This is a genomic window from Nitrincola nitratireducens (assembly GCF_000585235.1).
Classification (GTDB): domain Bacteria; phylum Pseudomonadota; class Gammaproteobacteria; order Pseudomonadales; family Balneatricaceae; genus Nitrincola; species Nitrincola alkalisediminis.
On the sequence record NZ_AONB01000012.1, the window covers coordinates 42439 to 56047 of the forward strand.

Below are 13609 nucleotides of genomic sequence, written 5' to 3' on the forward strand. Positions count from 1 at the left end.
GCATCGGCATAATGACAGCAGATCAAGACCCGCGCCTATAGAGTTAACGCCTAGAGTCCGTATAATATTGACCGTACGGAAGGCTTCCAAGTTTTCTATCGACACTCACTCAAGGAGCGATACGATTAACCTGATCAACATCCTAACCGCTTGGTTTACCCCTTACCGCGATAAGCGCATGATTACTTTGCTGGCACTTGGTTTTTCAAGTGGCCTGCCAGCTCCGCTTGTCTTTTCGAATTTATCCATTTGGTTGCGCGATGAAGGCGTGAGTCGCTCCGACATAGGCCTGTTTGCACTTGCCGCCACACCCTATGCGATCAACTTTTTATGGGCCCCTTTACTGGATCGCTTGCGGATTCCCTATCTTACCGCACGCTTTGGTCGGCGCCGGAGCTGGGCACTGGTCTCGCAAGTGGGCTTGATGCTGGCCATTTTGTATTTGTCATTGTTTAACCCAGCCGATGGGCTCTTTATGATGGCTGTCGCCGTCTTGGGTGTGACCTTCATGTCGGCCACCCAGGATATTGTGATCGACGCCTATCGTATCGAAATTCTCGACACCCATCAGTACGGTAGTGGTTCGGCAGCGGGCATTTGGGGTTGGCATTTAGGTGGAACGCTGATTGGGGGCGCTGGTGGACTGTATTTAGCGCACAGTCTAGGCTGGAATATTGCTTACCTGCTTCTCGGCTGCATGGTGTTGGTCGGCATTATGGCTGTGTTGCTCAGCCCTGAACCTAAAATCTATGTCACCGATGAAACACGGGCAGAGGAGGCGCGGGCGCTGGCGCATCTGGAGCGTTGGTCTGCGTTGCCGAGGCTGCCGCGCAGAGTGATAGGGTGGCTATACGTGACTTTGTTAGCGCCCTTAATGGAGTTTACGAAGCGAGAAGGCTGGGTGCTGATCCTGGTTTTCATTTTTATCTTCAAGCTGGGTGATGCCTTATTGGGCCGCATGTCCGGTGTTTTTTACCGTGAGCTTGGTTTTACTCTGCCCGAAATCGCAGAAGTTGCCAAGGTGTACGGCCTAACAGCCAACCTGATTGGTATTGTTATTGGCGGGATTCTCGTGGCGCGTATTGGCATACTGCGTGCTTTATTTTTGGCGGGCTTTTCAACAGCCGCCACTAACCTGACCTATTCTTGGTTGGCGGCTTCCGGTCAATCGATGGGTGTGTTTATATTTGCCGTGGCGTCCGATAACTTTACAACAGGGCTGGTCACTGTGGCCTTGGTCGCTTACTTATCCTCCCTGTGCAACAGTGCCTACACTGCGACGCAATATGCGTTGCTGGCATCTTTGGCGAACCTCGCCCGAATTTGGTTCTCGGCATCAAGCGGTATTATGGTCGATGCCTTGGATGGCGATTGGACAGTATTCTTTACGCTCTGTGCGGTGATTGCGCTTCTTGGGCTGCCGTTATTATGGGTGATTATGAGGCGTTATCCGAATGTATCTTGAGCATCTGCGTCAGTTATCCGATCGACTTGTCGCTATTCAAAAACCCATTATGATTCTAGATGCCATAAAATGGCCTGCTCAGGTGCAAACCGAGTTTTTAGAGGGGAAAGGTAAAGCCTTACCCAATATTGATCAGGCCTTTTACGCGCAGCAAGCCCTGCGCTTTGCTCCTGACGTTGTCAGAGAAGAATTAAAAACGCTGAGATCCGATATCTGCCGATTGCTGGGTGGAACGGATGGGCTCGGGCGCATCTTATTGCAAAATATCGAACAGTACCTCTTGGTCATCGACATGCTGGAAGGGCGCGGCACTAAAGCGTTTGGGGTTTGCAGTCAAGCGCTGTATGGTTCTGCGACGGATAAGATGCGTGGTGATAAAAAAACCTTGCTTGAACTAAGCGAACGCCTGTGTCGAACCTTTTCATCGGCTGCAGCCGAGCATCTAAAGCGTCCGTATGGCAATGATATTCCAGCCGAAAAAGCCGTCGAGATGTTGTCGGCGAAATTGAATGCCTACTTTAACGAAGGCGATATTCGTGTTCAGCTGTCCAATGGTATTGTGTCCGATGCCGCGGCAGGTGGAGATGTTATTAAGCTGAATGAGCGTGCGTATTTCTCCGAATTGGATCTGCAAGTGCTGGAAGTTCACGAAGGTTGGGTGCACGTCGGCACGACCCTAAACGGTCGCCGTCAGCCCTATGCCACTTGGCTGGGTGTAGGGTCACCTCGCATTACCGCGCATCAAGAAGGCTTGGCGGTGCTGATGGAAACACTGACCTTTAGTTCTTTTCCGCAACGTGCACGGCGAGTGAGTGACCGAGTCGTGGCCATTAGTCTGGCGGAAGACGGTGCTGATTTTGTCGAAGTGTATCGGCATTTTATTGATAAAGGCTTGTCCGAGCATGACAGCTATCGCGTTACCCAGCGCGTATTTCGGGGTGGGTGCGTCGAGGGGGGATCTGTGTTTACCAAGGATCTTTCGTACATAAAAGGCTTTGTCGAAAACGTTAACTTTATCAAAAGTGCAATAGAGTCGGGTGTGCCTGAAATTCTGCCGATGATGTTTGTTGGCAAAGTCACACTTGATGACTTGCCCATACTCTATGAGCGTTATTTAGAAGGCGTGATCGCGGCACCTGATTATTTACCGCCAATGTTCCGTGACCTTAACGGGCTTTTTGTCTGGTTTGGTTTTTCGAGCGGAATGAGCTTGGTGAATTTAGGTCGAGTGCAGGCCCATTACTCAGACGTGTTTGCAAAACTGCCTCACACAACCCCTGTGTATACGACGCAGATTATGACGGAGTTTTAGTGTTTATCTGTTTGAGAAACCTTGGGTTGAGCAATTCCAAGTGCGATTAGCAAAATCCCGCGTAAACCATCGCCCGGGCGGTGAGCAGTCACAGCTTGCCTGCTACAGCTAATGCAGAATGGATTGTTTTGAACGATAAAAGTAACGACAAAGGAGCGTCCAGTAATGGAACTGCTCCGTAGCTTTCATACCAAGTTGCGACGCGATTATTTTTTGCATCAATCAGCAGAGCAACCCCGCCAGCTTGCATTGCAACCAAGAGGCAACGACGCCCGGCAGCGAGTAGTAACTGTCCACCCAAACCTTGCCCTTGCCACGCTATATCAACAGCAAGACGACCCAGCCTAAATACAGGGACTTCATGACGAGCTAGACCGTATTTAATTACTTCCGGTGTACGCTCATACGCAATAGATGCAGGGCTTAGAGTGTAATACCCAAGAACTGTTTTAGCATCATGATCTGATATTGCGAGATATGTTTTAGCACCACCTTTTTCATGATTTTGTCTTGCATGAAAGCGCAGAAATTGATTTAACTGCTTATCACCACAATCGAATGTTGAACGATTATGAAACTTGCCGACTGGCTCTTCGTGCCAAGCTGGCAAGCTCATGTTCTGTTCGGCAAAGCAAATGCTGCCGCTAATAGCTTTTCATTGGGCGCAGGTGGGTGATCCAATAAATCCAGCACGCGGAGGCTGTCTTTTTCGGACAGAGCCAGTCGTTCATTATCATCAATGACCTTCTGTGCCACAGATATGACATTACGAATTACGAAATCGGTTAAGTTGGTGTGCTGTAATGCAGCTGCGCGCATTAACAATAATTTTTCATCCGATGCGATTCGGAAGGATACGCGGTCATTGGTTCCTATTGGAATTTGAGGCATGGTATGGCCCTCCTACATGTATGTACTGAAATACTACGCTATAAAAGAATTAATTTCAATTTGTACTCATTGAAGGTGTACAGCTTAAGTCAAATCGCTCTACTATCTGACTTGTTCATCACCAACCAATTTCAGACCCATCCCAATGCCAGAAGCGTCCAGATTGCTCAGGAGTGACTTGCTTGTCTAGCACGCTGATTAAACACGCTGCAGCGTCTTGGGGTGTTTTGAGTTGTCCCTCGGGCAGTCGCACCTGAAAGGGTTGAGACAGTCTTGAGTCGGTTGTACCCGGGTGATAGGACGCAATAGCTGACATAGGGTAGCGACGTTGCCATTCAATTGCAGTGGTTTTCACCAACATATTCAGCGCCGCTTTGCTGACGCGATAGGCATACCATCCCCCCAATTTATTATCGCTAATGCTGCCCACTTTAGCGGATATCGTTAACAGCTTTAACGCCGTGTTACGCTTCATTCTTTCGGAAAGGTGCTCTATAACAGCCGCCGTAATCAGTGTATTGGCCGCAAATGCCTCTAAAAAGCGCGACTCGTTCAGATCCTCAAGGCGCTTTTCAGGAGGGTGTTCATCAGTCCAGAGCATGCCGGTGGCAATAATAATCTTGTCGGGCTGTGGAAGGGTCTTTAAGCTGGCTTGGATAGACGCCCAATGCCAGTCAGCCAATTGATACGTGGAAAAATTATCTTCAACAGGGCGACGACTCAATAAATGTACTTCATCACCTTGGTTTGAAAGCGTTTGAGCAACGGCTAACCCAATTCCACCAGAACCTAAAACCCAACTGATCGCCATTATGACCTCAATAGTTTAATGCACATTTGATTTTATATACGAGCAAACAGTCGTGATTGGATTAAAAGTGCCAAAATAGAAACTAATATGTTTCTTTATGATTGATAGCAACATATGAGTTTCACTATGCATTCACTCCTCAAGCAAATTAAACAGCGCCAGAGGGGGGGGGCGCCTAGCTACCAACCCAGTCTTCAACTACAAGCCCAGAAACTCTATTAAATTCTCGAGTATTGTTAGTGACTAGGATGCATTGCGCTGAGATGGCATGTCCGGCAATGGCTGTATCATTATTGCCGATAGGGGTACCTAGGGCGATCAAGGCCTTTTTGACCTCTGTTGTTGCTTCGACAGCGGCTTTATCCCATGGAAGTACGTCGTCAAGGCGTTTTAGAAATTCATTGACAAGAATTGCATGTTTGGGAAGTGCTTTTTTGCCTAACAAACCAAATAGCATCTCTTGATAAGTGATTGCGGAAATAACAATCCTATGTTGATCTGAAGCGATTGCTTGTAATCGTTCAAGAACAGAAATAGGATGCTCTCGCATAATGTATGAGCATATGCAGGTGTCGAGCATGTAAGTAGTGTTATTAATCAAAATTAAAACGGCCTTCGTCTAGTATTATGCTTTCACGCTCGGTTAAAAAGTCTTTATCAGACTTCTCAACATCTTTAAAGGATAACCAGTCTGGACGAGTAGGGCGTAACGTAATAACGTCACCGTACTTGGTTATTTCTAGTTCACTAACTCCTTCAAACTGCATTTCCTTCGGTAAGCGAACTGCCTGATTTTTGCCATTTTTAAAAATAGAAACTGTTTTCATGATCGCCACATTTGTCTTCTATGCCTGATGTTTCGAGTATAGGTGGCAAAAGACATATGTCAAGCATATGTCTGGGTTCGCATTCCTTTGCTCCCTCAATCAACGCACACTGTCTTCTAAATGTTTATCTTTAATTTGCGGATCTAAATTATTGATTTTCATATCCTGAGCGCGTTGATGTGCGTTGAATAGATTCTCGAGAAGTCGGAAAAAGCCAATCAGCACCGCCGTCAAAATCAAATAAATAAAACCCGCCAATAAGAAAAACTCAAGGCTCAGATAGGTCCGAGAAATGGCTCCTCGGGTGGCACCCATTAAATCCAGCAGGGTGATTGTCGATGCCAGTGCGCTGCCTTTTAACATCAGAATCACTTCATTCCCATACGCAGGCAAAATGATGCCAAACGCACGCGGTAGGATGACGTGTTGATACTGTTGGCGCTGGCTCATACCTAATGCCTGAGCGGCCTCCGTTTCGCCTTTAGGAACCGCTTGAATTGCACCTCGGAAGAGTTCCGCGATGTAGGCAGATGTATTCAAGCTAAATGCGATGATCGCACACCAATAGGGTTGGGAGAGCACATCGGTCCATATCCAGCCTAAGTTACGCAGGCTCTCGAATTGAGACAAGCCATAATAGACCAAGAAAATTTGCACCAATAAGGGTGTGCCGCGGAAAAAGAAAATGTAGCAATAGGGGAAGACCCACAGCCAAGGGTTCTTGGAAATGCGCATCAGTGCCAGTGGAACCGCCATCAAAAAGCCAATAACGCCGCTGAGTAGAACCAATTGTAGCGTGATCCATACCCCATCCATTAGACGCGGCAAATAACGCGCATAGGAGTCCCATGGCTCAGCGCCCTGTGTTAATGTCAGTAGCCACTGTGACAGTTGAATTATTAAATCACTCATGAGCGAGCTCCTTGCCATGGGCGGTTGGCACGCTTCTCAAGTAAGCGAATCACTTGCATGCTGATAATGGTCAGCAATAAATAAATCAGTGCAGCCATCAAATAAAAAGTAAAGGGCAGTTTGGTGAAGCCAGCTGCTACATAGGCTTGGCGCATCAAATCATCCAAGCCAATCACCGACACCAGCGCCGTGTCTTTTAACAACACAAGAAACAGGTTGCCAAGACCGGGCAGTGCGACACGCCAAAGCTGTGGCAATAAAATACGGCTAAAGGTTTGCCAGCGTGTCATGCCAATCGCCATGGCAGACTCGCGTTGCCCTTTAGGGATTTCTTGCAGAGCGCTTCTAAATACTTCTGTTGCATAGGCGCCAAATGCGATAGAAAGTGCTGTAACACCTGCAGCAAAAGCACTGATTTCTATGTACTTATCAAACATGCGCAGCAGGATTTCGGTGGTGCCAAAGTAAATGATCAGCACCAATAAAAGCTCAGGAATACCTCGAATCAACGTCGTGTAGGTGGTCGCAATCCAGCGTAAAATTCGAATAGGGGACAGCTTGGCTGCCGCGCCCAGCAGGCCAAGAATTAAACCAAAAAAGAGACTGGTAAATGCCAGTTTTAAAGTGATCCAAGTGCCTGCTAACAGCAGGTGACCAAAACCATGAAGATCCATGCAATACTCACAATGCGGATGGCGAGGGTTGTGATGTCCGTTAAGACATCACAACGAGCTCAAGCCTACGCTGTTCGATCAATAAATAGAGAAAGGAAAATACTTTGCGTTGATTTCGGCATAGGTGCCATTTTCAACAATGGCCTGAATGGCTGCATTAAAACGCTCTTTTAACGCGGTGTCATTTTGGCGAACCGCAATGCCGATTTTATCGTTAATATCGATATCTTCGCCCTTAAACTCAAACGCGCTACCTGCCTCAGACGTTAACCAATCGTAGGCTGGGAATTTGTCCGACACCATTCCATCCAAGCGGCCAGAAGCCAAGTCCAGATAGGCATTGTCTTGGGTATCGTACAAGCGCACATTCACCACGCTGCCAAGCGTGTCTTCTAAATACTGCCCCGCAATCGTTGCGCGCTGAGCACCGAGTGTTTTGCCTTTTAAGCTGTCAGCATCGGTTGGCATTTCAGTGCCTTTAGGGCCAACAAACGCCAATACGTTTGAATAGTAAGGCTCGGTAAAGGCGACTACGCGCTCACGTTCTTCAGTGATCGACATGGAGGCGATGATGGCGTCATAACGGCGTGCTCTCAAGCCCGGAATAATGCCGTCCCAGTCTTGCGTGACGATTTCGCAGGTGGCTTGCATTTGCTCACACAGCGCATTTGCAATCTCAACATCAAAGCCACCGGGTTGGCCGCTGCTGTCTATGAAATTAAAAGGAGCATACGCACCTTCGGTCGCAATTCGAATCGTATCGGCTGTTGCAGCGGTTGCCATCAAGGCAGACGACGCAACGAGTGCCAAGGACATCGCAAAACGTTTCGTTTTTTGCATGGTTTGTTTCCTTCATTTTCAGGTTGAATCTGATCGTCAGATCAATCGTCGTAATTATGCACTAAAGCAGTAAAGCCCAAAGTTTTATAAATGGCTAGACAAAAATGCTTTGCAACGATCCGAATTGGGTTGAGTAAAGACCTGAGAAGGTGGGCCGAACTCTTCAACACGACCTTGGTGTAAAAACATCACCTGGCTTGATACATCCCGAGCAAAGCGCATCTCATGCGTTACAATCAACATGGTGCGGCCCTCTTCAGCCAGAGATTGCATCACGCCGAGCACCTCATTCACCAGTTCAGGGTCGAGTGCCGACGTAGGTTCATCGAACAGCAAAACCTCTGGGTCCATGGCAAGCGTGCGCGCAATGGCAATGCGCTGTTGTTGTCCGCCCGACAAGTGGCCAGGATAGGCCTTGGCTTTGCTGGCCAAACCGACTTTTTCGAGCAGGGCTTCAGCGCGCTGGCGTGCTTCGGCCTTAGGGCGTCCTTTAACGACCACTTGTGCTAAGACGATGTTTTCAAGAATGGTAAGGTGAGGCCATAAATTAAAGTTTTGGAATACAAATCCAATTCGTGCACGCATCGACTCAAGTTGGCGGCGCTTACGTGCTTCCAGCTGTCCGTCCGATGTTTTCACCAGTTCCAGTTGCTCGCCTTTGAGGGCAATGCTTCCTTGGGAGGGGTTTTCGAGAAGGTTTAGGCAGCGCAAAAAAGTGGACTTTCCAGACCCGCTTGAGCCGATGATGGAAATCACATCACCCTCGTTGGCGGTTAAAGAAATGCCTTTAAGGACCTCTAGGGTTCCGTAGCGCTTGTATAGGTCGTTGACTTCAAGGGTGGGTATCTTTGCGCTTGCCGCTTGAGTCAGATCAGTCTTGTTATTCATCTAGTTGCTTAACTTTTGGTTGCAATCCATTGAATATTAAAATATTCCATGCTTTTTGAGCTGGTTAGCCTTACTCACGGTCCAATTTTTTTGTTGAGTCACATGAGCATTAATAAATTTAATAGGATAGTAATGTTTTTTATGAGGTGCTGTAAATTGTAATTTTCACAGTATCTTCATATTTTTGTGCTCGCGCTTCGATTTCCAGTCGCTATACTGATACTCTGTGCGCAATGCAATTCTTGGAGAGACAGTGTGGTTGAGTTAGGGCGGTTTAATAAGTTAACAGTGATACGTCAAGTTGAGTTTGGTGTGTACCTTGAAGGGGGTAAGCTCGGCGGCATACTCTTGCCTCAGCGTGAGGTTCCAAATGGTTGTCAGCTTGGCGACACGCTCAGCGTATTTGTCTATCTTGATAGCGATGATATGCCTGTTGCGACAACCAAGCGGCCACGCGTGCAGGTTGGCGAGTTTGCCAGCTTACAAGTTGCCGAAACAAATAAAGTAGGGGCGTTTTTAGACTGGGGACTGCCCAAGCAATTGTTTCTACCCTTTGCCGAACAGCCAAGACCTGTTGAAAAAGGGCAGCATTGCATTGTTCGCGTCTACATCGATAATTCGGGCCGGATTGCGGCCTCTGCTAAGGTTGAAAAATACCTCAATAAATCTTCGCCTGAGTTTGCAGTGGGTCAAGCGGTGTCCCTGTTGATTTGGCGGCGGACCGAATTGGGTTTACTTGTCATTATTGAGCATGAGGCCCAAGGGATTTTGCACACGCAGGATATTTCACGTGATCTGCGTCCCGGTCTAAAAGTCGAGGGGTTTATTAAGCAGCTGCGCGAAGATGGCAAGATCGATGTGATGTTGGATAAGCCCGGCTATGGTAAGGTTGACCCCATCGCAAAACAGCTCTTAAATTATTTGGAACTAAAAAACGGTTTTTGTGCACTAAGTGATAAGAGTTCACCGGATGATATTAAATCCGTGTTTGGTGTAAGTAAGAAAGCGTTTAAAATGGCAATCGGAAATTTACTAAAGCAAGGTTTGATTCGTCAAGATGAAACGGGCTTGCATCTAGTAAATGCAAGTGTTGAGTAAGGCTTGACATGTGCGTCAAACTCCATCAAGCTTGCGCTAATTAAGTTAGCTACTGTATTAAACTCAGCGAGCCTGGCTGTAAAACGGGCGCAGTGAGACCACAGGGTCTGCGTTGTAAGGATGCGACGCAGGCCACCTCCTCTATGAATTTTGTCTAGCGAATTCCCCTTGTTTTTCGTATCATGTTCCCATCATTAAGTAGTAGATGGCGTACAAGGAATTACTCAGCTTGGGCTCAGTTAAACGTAGTTTTCTTTTTCTACAGGGTGTGTCTACGCCATTTTTTTCAAAGTTGGCCGATTATCTTCAATCTGAAGGTCACACGGTGCATCGCATTAACTTTAATGCCGGTGACTGGGTGTATTGGTTTCCACGTAAAGCAATCAACTTTCGCGGCAAGGCCGAGGAATTATCCAGTTTTATCGAAGACATCTGGTTAACGCACGGGATTACCGACCAAATTTTATTTGGTGACAGTCGCAGAGTGCATCGTGCAGCGGTTGATCGAGCCGAATTGTTTGGTGTTCGTACCCATGTATTCGAAGAGGGGTATTTTCGCCCACATTGGGTGACACTTGAGCGCGACGGTGTTAACGGTCACTCCCGGTTACCGAGAGATCCAGAGTGGTTTCGCGAGGCCTATTTACGATTGCCGCCAGAGCGACCTGCACCCCAAACGTTCTACGCCACTTTTCGTCGAAGAGCTGCCTACGATGTGATTTATCATGCGGCCGGTATGTATAACCCGATTTTTTATCCAGGCTACGAAACACATGCACTGCACCCAGCACCGCAAGAGTACGCAGGGTATTTGTGGCGTTTTGCGCGAGAGCCAGGTTGGAAGAAGAAAGAGGCAGTGTATTTGCGTGAGTTAGTGCAGTCAAAGCGCCCCTTTTTTTTGCTGCCTTTGCAGCTGAATTCGGATGCGCAAATTCGCTGTCATTCACGCTTTCAATGCATGAGCGATGTCATCGATGAGGTCATGTATTCCTTTGCAAAGCATTCTTTGCCTGATCAGCTTTTGTTAATTAAAAACCATCCCCTGGACTACGGTTTTGTGGATTATGAAGGCTTGGTTCGACGTCGCGCGCGTGACTATGGGTTAGAGGGGCGTGTGCACTTTATTCAAACCGGATTTCTGGAATATATTCTTAAATATGCACAGGGACAGGTGGTGGTGAACAGCACATCGGGAATTGTGTCATTGCAAATGGGGTGTCCAACCTTCGCAATGGCCGATCCTGTGTACAACTTGCCGGGGTTGACGCAGTCGGCGCCGCTTGATGATTTTTGGCAAAACCCTCAACCCCCGGATGCTGATTTCTTTCATGCTTTCCGCGAAACGCTCATGTACACCACGCAAATTAATGGTGGATTTTACTCAGCAGAAGGCATTGCGCTCGCCGTAAAAAATGCCGGTAAAGTGTTAAATGCCGATATGTCTCCTTTGGAGCAAGTCTTGTAATGAGTGCTGAAGAACAGTATCGAGTGGTGATTACGGGTGCGACAGGTGCTATAGGTGGTGCCTTAGCCTTGGAGTATGCCGAAAAGGGAGTCCAGCTTATTTTGCAAGGTCGACAGGAGGGGCGTCTTCAATCCTTAGCCGACGAGTGCCGTTTGAAAGGGGCGTGCGTAGAGCTGTGTGTTTTGGATTTATCGGACCGTGCAGCGCTTAAGGTTTGGATTGATCAGCTGGAATCAACGGGTGTGCCTGATCTGTTGATTGCCTGCGCTGGAGTCAATTGCAACACAGGGCCGGATCGTGCAGGTGAGTGCTGGGAGCAAGCGCAAGCTTTGTTGGAGCTCAACATTCTATCGACCTTGATGCTCACTCATCATGTGGCTCAGCTCATGCGTGTGCGTCGGAGTGGGCAAATTGTGTTGATTAGCTCGTTGGCAGCGGGGTTTGGCTTGCCTGTCACGCCGTCGTACAGTGCCAGCAAGGCCGCCGTTAAAGCCTACGGCGAGGCGTTGCGCGGTGGTTTGGCGTCTTCGGGTGTTGGTGTTACGGTCGTGATGCCCGGTTACGTGAGTTCGGATATGTGCGATGCCATGCCTGGGCCTAAGCCGTTTTTATGGGCGCCGGCCAAAGCTGCCAAGGTGATCCGTAAGGGAGTCGAGCGTAATCGTCCTCGAATCAGTTTTCCATTTCCGCTGAACTGGGGTTGTTGGTGGTTAAGTGTGCTGCCAGCCGCTGTGTCGCATCGAATTGTGCGCTGGTTGGGGTATTGAGTATGGTGTTGGCTTGGTTCGGAGTGTTGCTGTTGGCTATGCTGGCAGAAACGCAGATTAAACCCGGTGTTGGCTCTGTCTGGTCGCGCGCCTTCCCGTTACTGCTGGCTCCGCTCGCGATTTGGAGTATTGCTTTTTTTGCATTGCTGCTGATTCTACAGCGTCCGCTGTTTACGCTGGCATTATTGGCGGCGGCGATGCTGTTGTTGGTATTGGTCAATAACGTAAAGTGGAAAAGTCTGCGAGAGCCTTTTGTGCATCAGGACTTTGAATACTTTACCGATGCTATTCTGCATCCACGCCTTTATGTTCCTTTTTTTGGCGTCTGGCGCACACTGATTGCAAGTCTTGCAGGCGTGCTTGCTGTGGTATTGGGGTTGTGGCTAGAACGCTCCCTGACCCAGCAGTCTTCCGGTTATGCTTGGTTTGGGCGTGCATTTTTGGGCTTATTGATCTCCGTTTTGGTGCTGGTATGGCTGAGTCGTCGTCAAACAATTGTTGTGACGTTCGAGCCAGAGCAAGATTTACAGCGATTGGGCTTTTGGGGGTTGTTATGGCTGTATACACTGCAAGCCTTTACGTCGACTGCAACTGCATCAATTGCTAATCCCTATCAAGGTCGTGCGCAGAGGTCTCTATCGAAAGCGTGCAGTCGTGCCGACGGTCTTCAGGAGCGTCGCGGCTCCGAGTCGCAATTTCCAGGTCCAGATCCCACCGACAAGCTGTATTGCCAACACTGGTTGTGGTGCAAAGTGAATCCTTTTTTGATCCGCGTCCCGTGTATCCATTCATTAACCCTGATGTGTTGAGTGCATTCGACCGCCTGCGTGAGCAGTCTTGGCAAACAGGTGCGTTGAACGTGCCCGCCTGGGGGGCCAATACGGTTCGGACGGAAAGCGCCTTCTTAACAGGCTTAACACCAGAGCATCTTGGTGTTCATCGCTTTAATCCCTATCACCGCTTTGCTCGAGAAACGCATATTCCGGGGTTGGTGGCCGAGTTAAAGGCGATGGGGTATCGCTGCGTTTGCATCCACCCGTACCCTGCGGGTTTTTACCGACGCAATGAAGTTTATCCGAAGATGGGGTTTGATGCGTTTTACGATATTCAGCACTTTTCACCCGAGCAAAAGTGCGGACAGTACACGAGTGATGAAGCTGTTGCTGACTTTGCGGTCAAATTGTTGGAAAATACAAACGAACAAATGTTTGTCTACATTATTACAATGGAAAATCACGGTCCTTTGCATTTGGAGTCTCAGCCAGAGGGTCCGCTCAGTCGTCTCTATACTGACATTCCCGACACGAATGCATCAAGCGACCTGAGTGTCTATTTAAATCATTTACAAAATGCGGATCGTATGTTGCAGACCTTGCAGAAGGCCTTAATTCAACTGCCCAGACCTGCTGTGCTGGGTTGGTTTGGCGATCACGTACCCATTATGGAGCAGGTGTATGAGCACTATGGATATCCTTCAGGACAAACGGAATACCTTATTTGGCGAACATTCTCTACAGATACGCCACAACAGGCCGATTTAAATGTAGATGAATTGGGTGTTGCATTGCTGGATGCGTTGGTCTGTCGTATTGGGGAATAATTTCAATTTACCTTTTCTCCCTGATTGTTGATAAAATAGAGTTTTTGCTCTACGTTGGA

16 protein-coding genes are annotated in these 13609 nt (G+C 48.2%); 7 read left to right on the top strand and 9 right to left on the bottom strand.

Annotated features, from left to right (window positions below; genetic code table 11):
- Positions 1-67 precede the first annotated feature (67 nt).
- Together D791_RS11105 and D791_RS11110 are read left to right on the top strand one after the other, a co-directional pair.
- Positions 68-1465, top strand: coding sequence for an AmpG family muropeptide MFS transporter (locus D791_RS11105; protein ID WP_237748617.1), 1398 nt, complete (start codon positions 68-70; stop codon positions 1463-1465).
- Positions 1455-2777: a flavohemoglobin expression-modulating QEGLA motif protein gene (locus tag D791_RS11110; RefSeq protein ID WP_036511605.1), complete on the top strand. Its 1323-nt coding sequence runs from the start codon at positions 1455-1457 to the stop codon at positions 2775-2777. Before D791_RS11105 ends, D791_RS11110 begins: the two co-directional genes overlap by 11 nt.
- Before the next feature lie 88 nt (positions 2778-2865).
- On the opposite strand, the gene D791_RS11115 is transcribed toward D791_RS11110, so the two are convergent.
- The 9 genes from D791_RS11115 to D791_RS11155 form a co-directional block, all read right to left on the bottom strand.
- The gene (locus D791_RS11115; protein WP_036511609.1) at positions 2866-3393 is read right to left on the bottom strand and encodes a GNAT family N-acetyltransferase; all 528 of its coding nucleotides are present in this window, start codon (positions 3391-3393) and stop codon (positions 2866-2868) included.
- Positions 3390-3668: a type II toxin-antitoxin system TacA family antitoxin gene (locus tag D791_RS11120; protein WP_036511613.1), complete on the bottom strand. Its 279-nt coding sequence runs from the start codon at positions 3666-3668 to the stop codon at positions 3390-3392. The genes D791_RS11115 and D791_RS11120 overlap by 4 nt, the downstream gene beginning before the upstream one ends.
- Before the next feature lie 118 nt (positions 3669-3786).
- The gene (locus D791_RS11125) at positions 3787-4479 is read right to left on the bottom strand and encodes an SDR family NAD(P)-dependent oxidoreductase (protein WP_036511616.1); all 693 of its coding nucleotides are present in this window, start codon (positions 4477-4479) and stop codon (positions 3787-3789) included.
- 175 nt (positions 4480-4654) lie between these two features.
- A complete protein-coding gene (locus D791_RS11130) occupies positions 4655-5059 on the bottom strand; it encodes a type II toxin-antitoxin system VapC family toxin (protein WP_036511720.1) in 405 nt (134 codons plus the stop codon).
- 13 nt (positions 5060-5072) lie between these two features.
- A complete protein-coding gene (gene vapB, locus D791_RS11135; RefSeq protein WP_036511619.1) occupies positions 5073-5306 on the bottom strand; it encodes a type II toxin-antitoxin system VapB family antitoxin in 234 nt (77 codons plus the stop codon).
- 99 nt (positions 5307-5405) lie between these two features.
- Positions 5406-6218, bottom strand: coding sequence for an ABC transporter permease (locus D791_RS11140; RefSeq protein ID WP_337588634.1), 813 nt, complete (start codon positions 6216-6218; stop codon positions 5406-5408).
- Positions 6215-6892 carry an ABC transporter permease gene (locus tag D791_RS11145; RefSeq protein ID WP_036511623.1) on the bottom strand — a complete coding sequence of 226 codons (678 nt, stop codon included), beginning with the start codon at positions 6890-6892 and terminating at the stop codon, positions 6215-6217. Before D791_RS11145 ends, D791_RS11140 begins: the two co-directional genes overlap by 4 nt.
- A gap of 78 nt (positions 6893-6970) precedes the next feature.
- The gene (locus D791_RS11150) at positions 6971-7732 is read right to left on the bottom strand and encodes an ABC transporter substrate-binding protein (protein WP_036511626.1); all 762 of its coding nucleotides are present in this window, start codon (positions 7730-7732) and stop codon (positions 6971-6973) included.
- 84 nt (positions 7733-7816) lie between these two features.
- Complete coding sequence (locus tag D791_RS11155; protein WP_051514445.1) at positions 7817-8620, bottom strand: ABC transporter ATP-binding protein; 804 nt, start codon at positions 8618-8620, stop codon at positions 7817-7819.
- A gap of 255 nt (positions 8621-8875) precedes the next feature.
- Between D791_RS11155 and D791_RS11160 the strand changes: the two genes are divergently transcribed.
- From D791_RS11160 to D791_RS11180, 5 genes are all read left to right on the top strand, one after another.
- Positions 8876-9718, top strand: a complete 843-nt coding sequence (locus D791_RS11160) for a CvfB family protein (RefSeq protein ID WP_036511629.1) — start codon at positions 8876-8878, stop codon at positions 9716-9718.
- 205 nt (positions 9719-9923) lie between these two features.
- Complete coding sequence (locus D791_RS11165) at positions 9924-11183, top strand: capsule biosynthesis protein (RefSeq protein WP_051514446.1); 1260 nt, start codon at positions 9924-9926, stop codon at positions 11181-11183.
- Positions 11183-11950, top strand: coding sequence for an SDR family NAD(P)-dependent oxidoreductase (locus D791_RS11170; protein ID WP_036511632.1), 768 nt, complete (start codon positions 11183-11185; stop codon positions 11948-11950). Before D791_RS11165 ends, D791_RS11170 begins: the two co-directional genes overlap by 1 nt.
- A complete protein-coding gene (locus tag D791_RS20045; protein WP_157682333.1) occupies positions 11890-12759 on the top strand; it encodes a hypothetical protein in 870 nt (289 codons plus the stop codon). Before D791_RS11170 ends, D791_RS20045 begins: the two co-directional genes overlap by 61 nt.
- The gene (locus D791_RS11180) at positions 12678-13550 is read left to right on the top strand and encodes an LTA synthase family protein (RefSeq protein ID WP_157682335.1); all 873 of its coding nucleotides are present in this window, start codon (positions 12678-12680) and stop codon (positions 13548-13550) included. Before D791_RS20045 ends, D791_RS11180 begins: the two co-directional genes overlap by 82 nt.
- Positions 13551-13609 lie beyond the last annotated feature (59 nt).

Bases quoted from the DNA above. Each gene is read 5' to 3' on its own strand.
- D791_RS11110 (WP_036511605.1), top strand. From the start codon at position 1,455: ATGTATCTTGAGCATCTGCGTCAGTTATCCGATCGACTTGTCGCTATT.
- D791_RS11115 (WP_036511609.1), bottom strand. From the start codon at position 3,393: ATGAGCTTGCCAGCTTGGCACGAAGAGCCAGTCGGCAAGTTTCATAAT.
- D791_RS11120 (WP_036511613.1), bottom strand. From the start codon at position 3,668: ATGCCTCAAATTCCAATAGGAACCAATGACCGCGTATCCTTCCGAATC.
- D791_RS11125 (WP_036511616.1), bottom strand. From the start codon at position 4,479: ATGGCGATCAGTTGGGTTTTAGGTTCTGGTGGAATTGGGTTAGCCGTT.
- D791_RS11130 (WP_036511720.1), bottom strand. From the start codon at position 5,059: ATGCTCGACACCTGCATATGCTCATACATTATGCGAGAGCATCCTATT.
- vapB (WP_036511619.1), bottom strand. From the start codon at position 5,306: ATGAAAACAGTTTCTATTTTTAAAAATGGCAAAAATCAGGCAGTTCGC.
- D791_RS11140 (WP_337588634.1), bottom strand. From the start codon at position 6,218: ATGAGTGATTTAATAATTCAACTGTCACAGTGGCTACTGACATTAACA.
- D791_RS11145 (WP_036511623.1), bottom strand. From the start codon at position 6,892: ATGGATCTTCATGGTTTTGGTCACCTGCTGTTAGCAGGCACTTGGATC.
- D791_RS11150 (WP_036511626.1), bottom strand. From the start codon at position 7,732: ATGCAAAAAACGAAACGTTTTGCGATGTCCTTGGCACTCGTTGCGTCG.
- D791_RS11155 (WP_051514445.1), bottom strand. From the start codon at position 8,620: ATGAATAACAAGACTGATCTGACTCAAGCGGCAAGCGCAAAGATACCC.
- D791_RS11165 (WP_051514446.1), top strand. From the start codon at position 9,924: ATGGCGTACAAGGAATTACTCAGCTTGGGCTCAGTTAAACGTAGTTTT.
- D791_RS11170 (WP_036511632.1), top strand. From the start codon at position 11,183: ATGAGTGCTGAAGAACAGTATCGAGTGGTGATTACGGGTGCGACAGGT.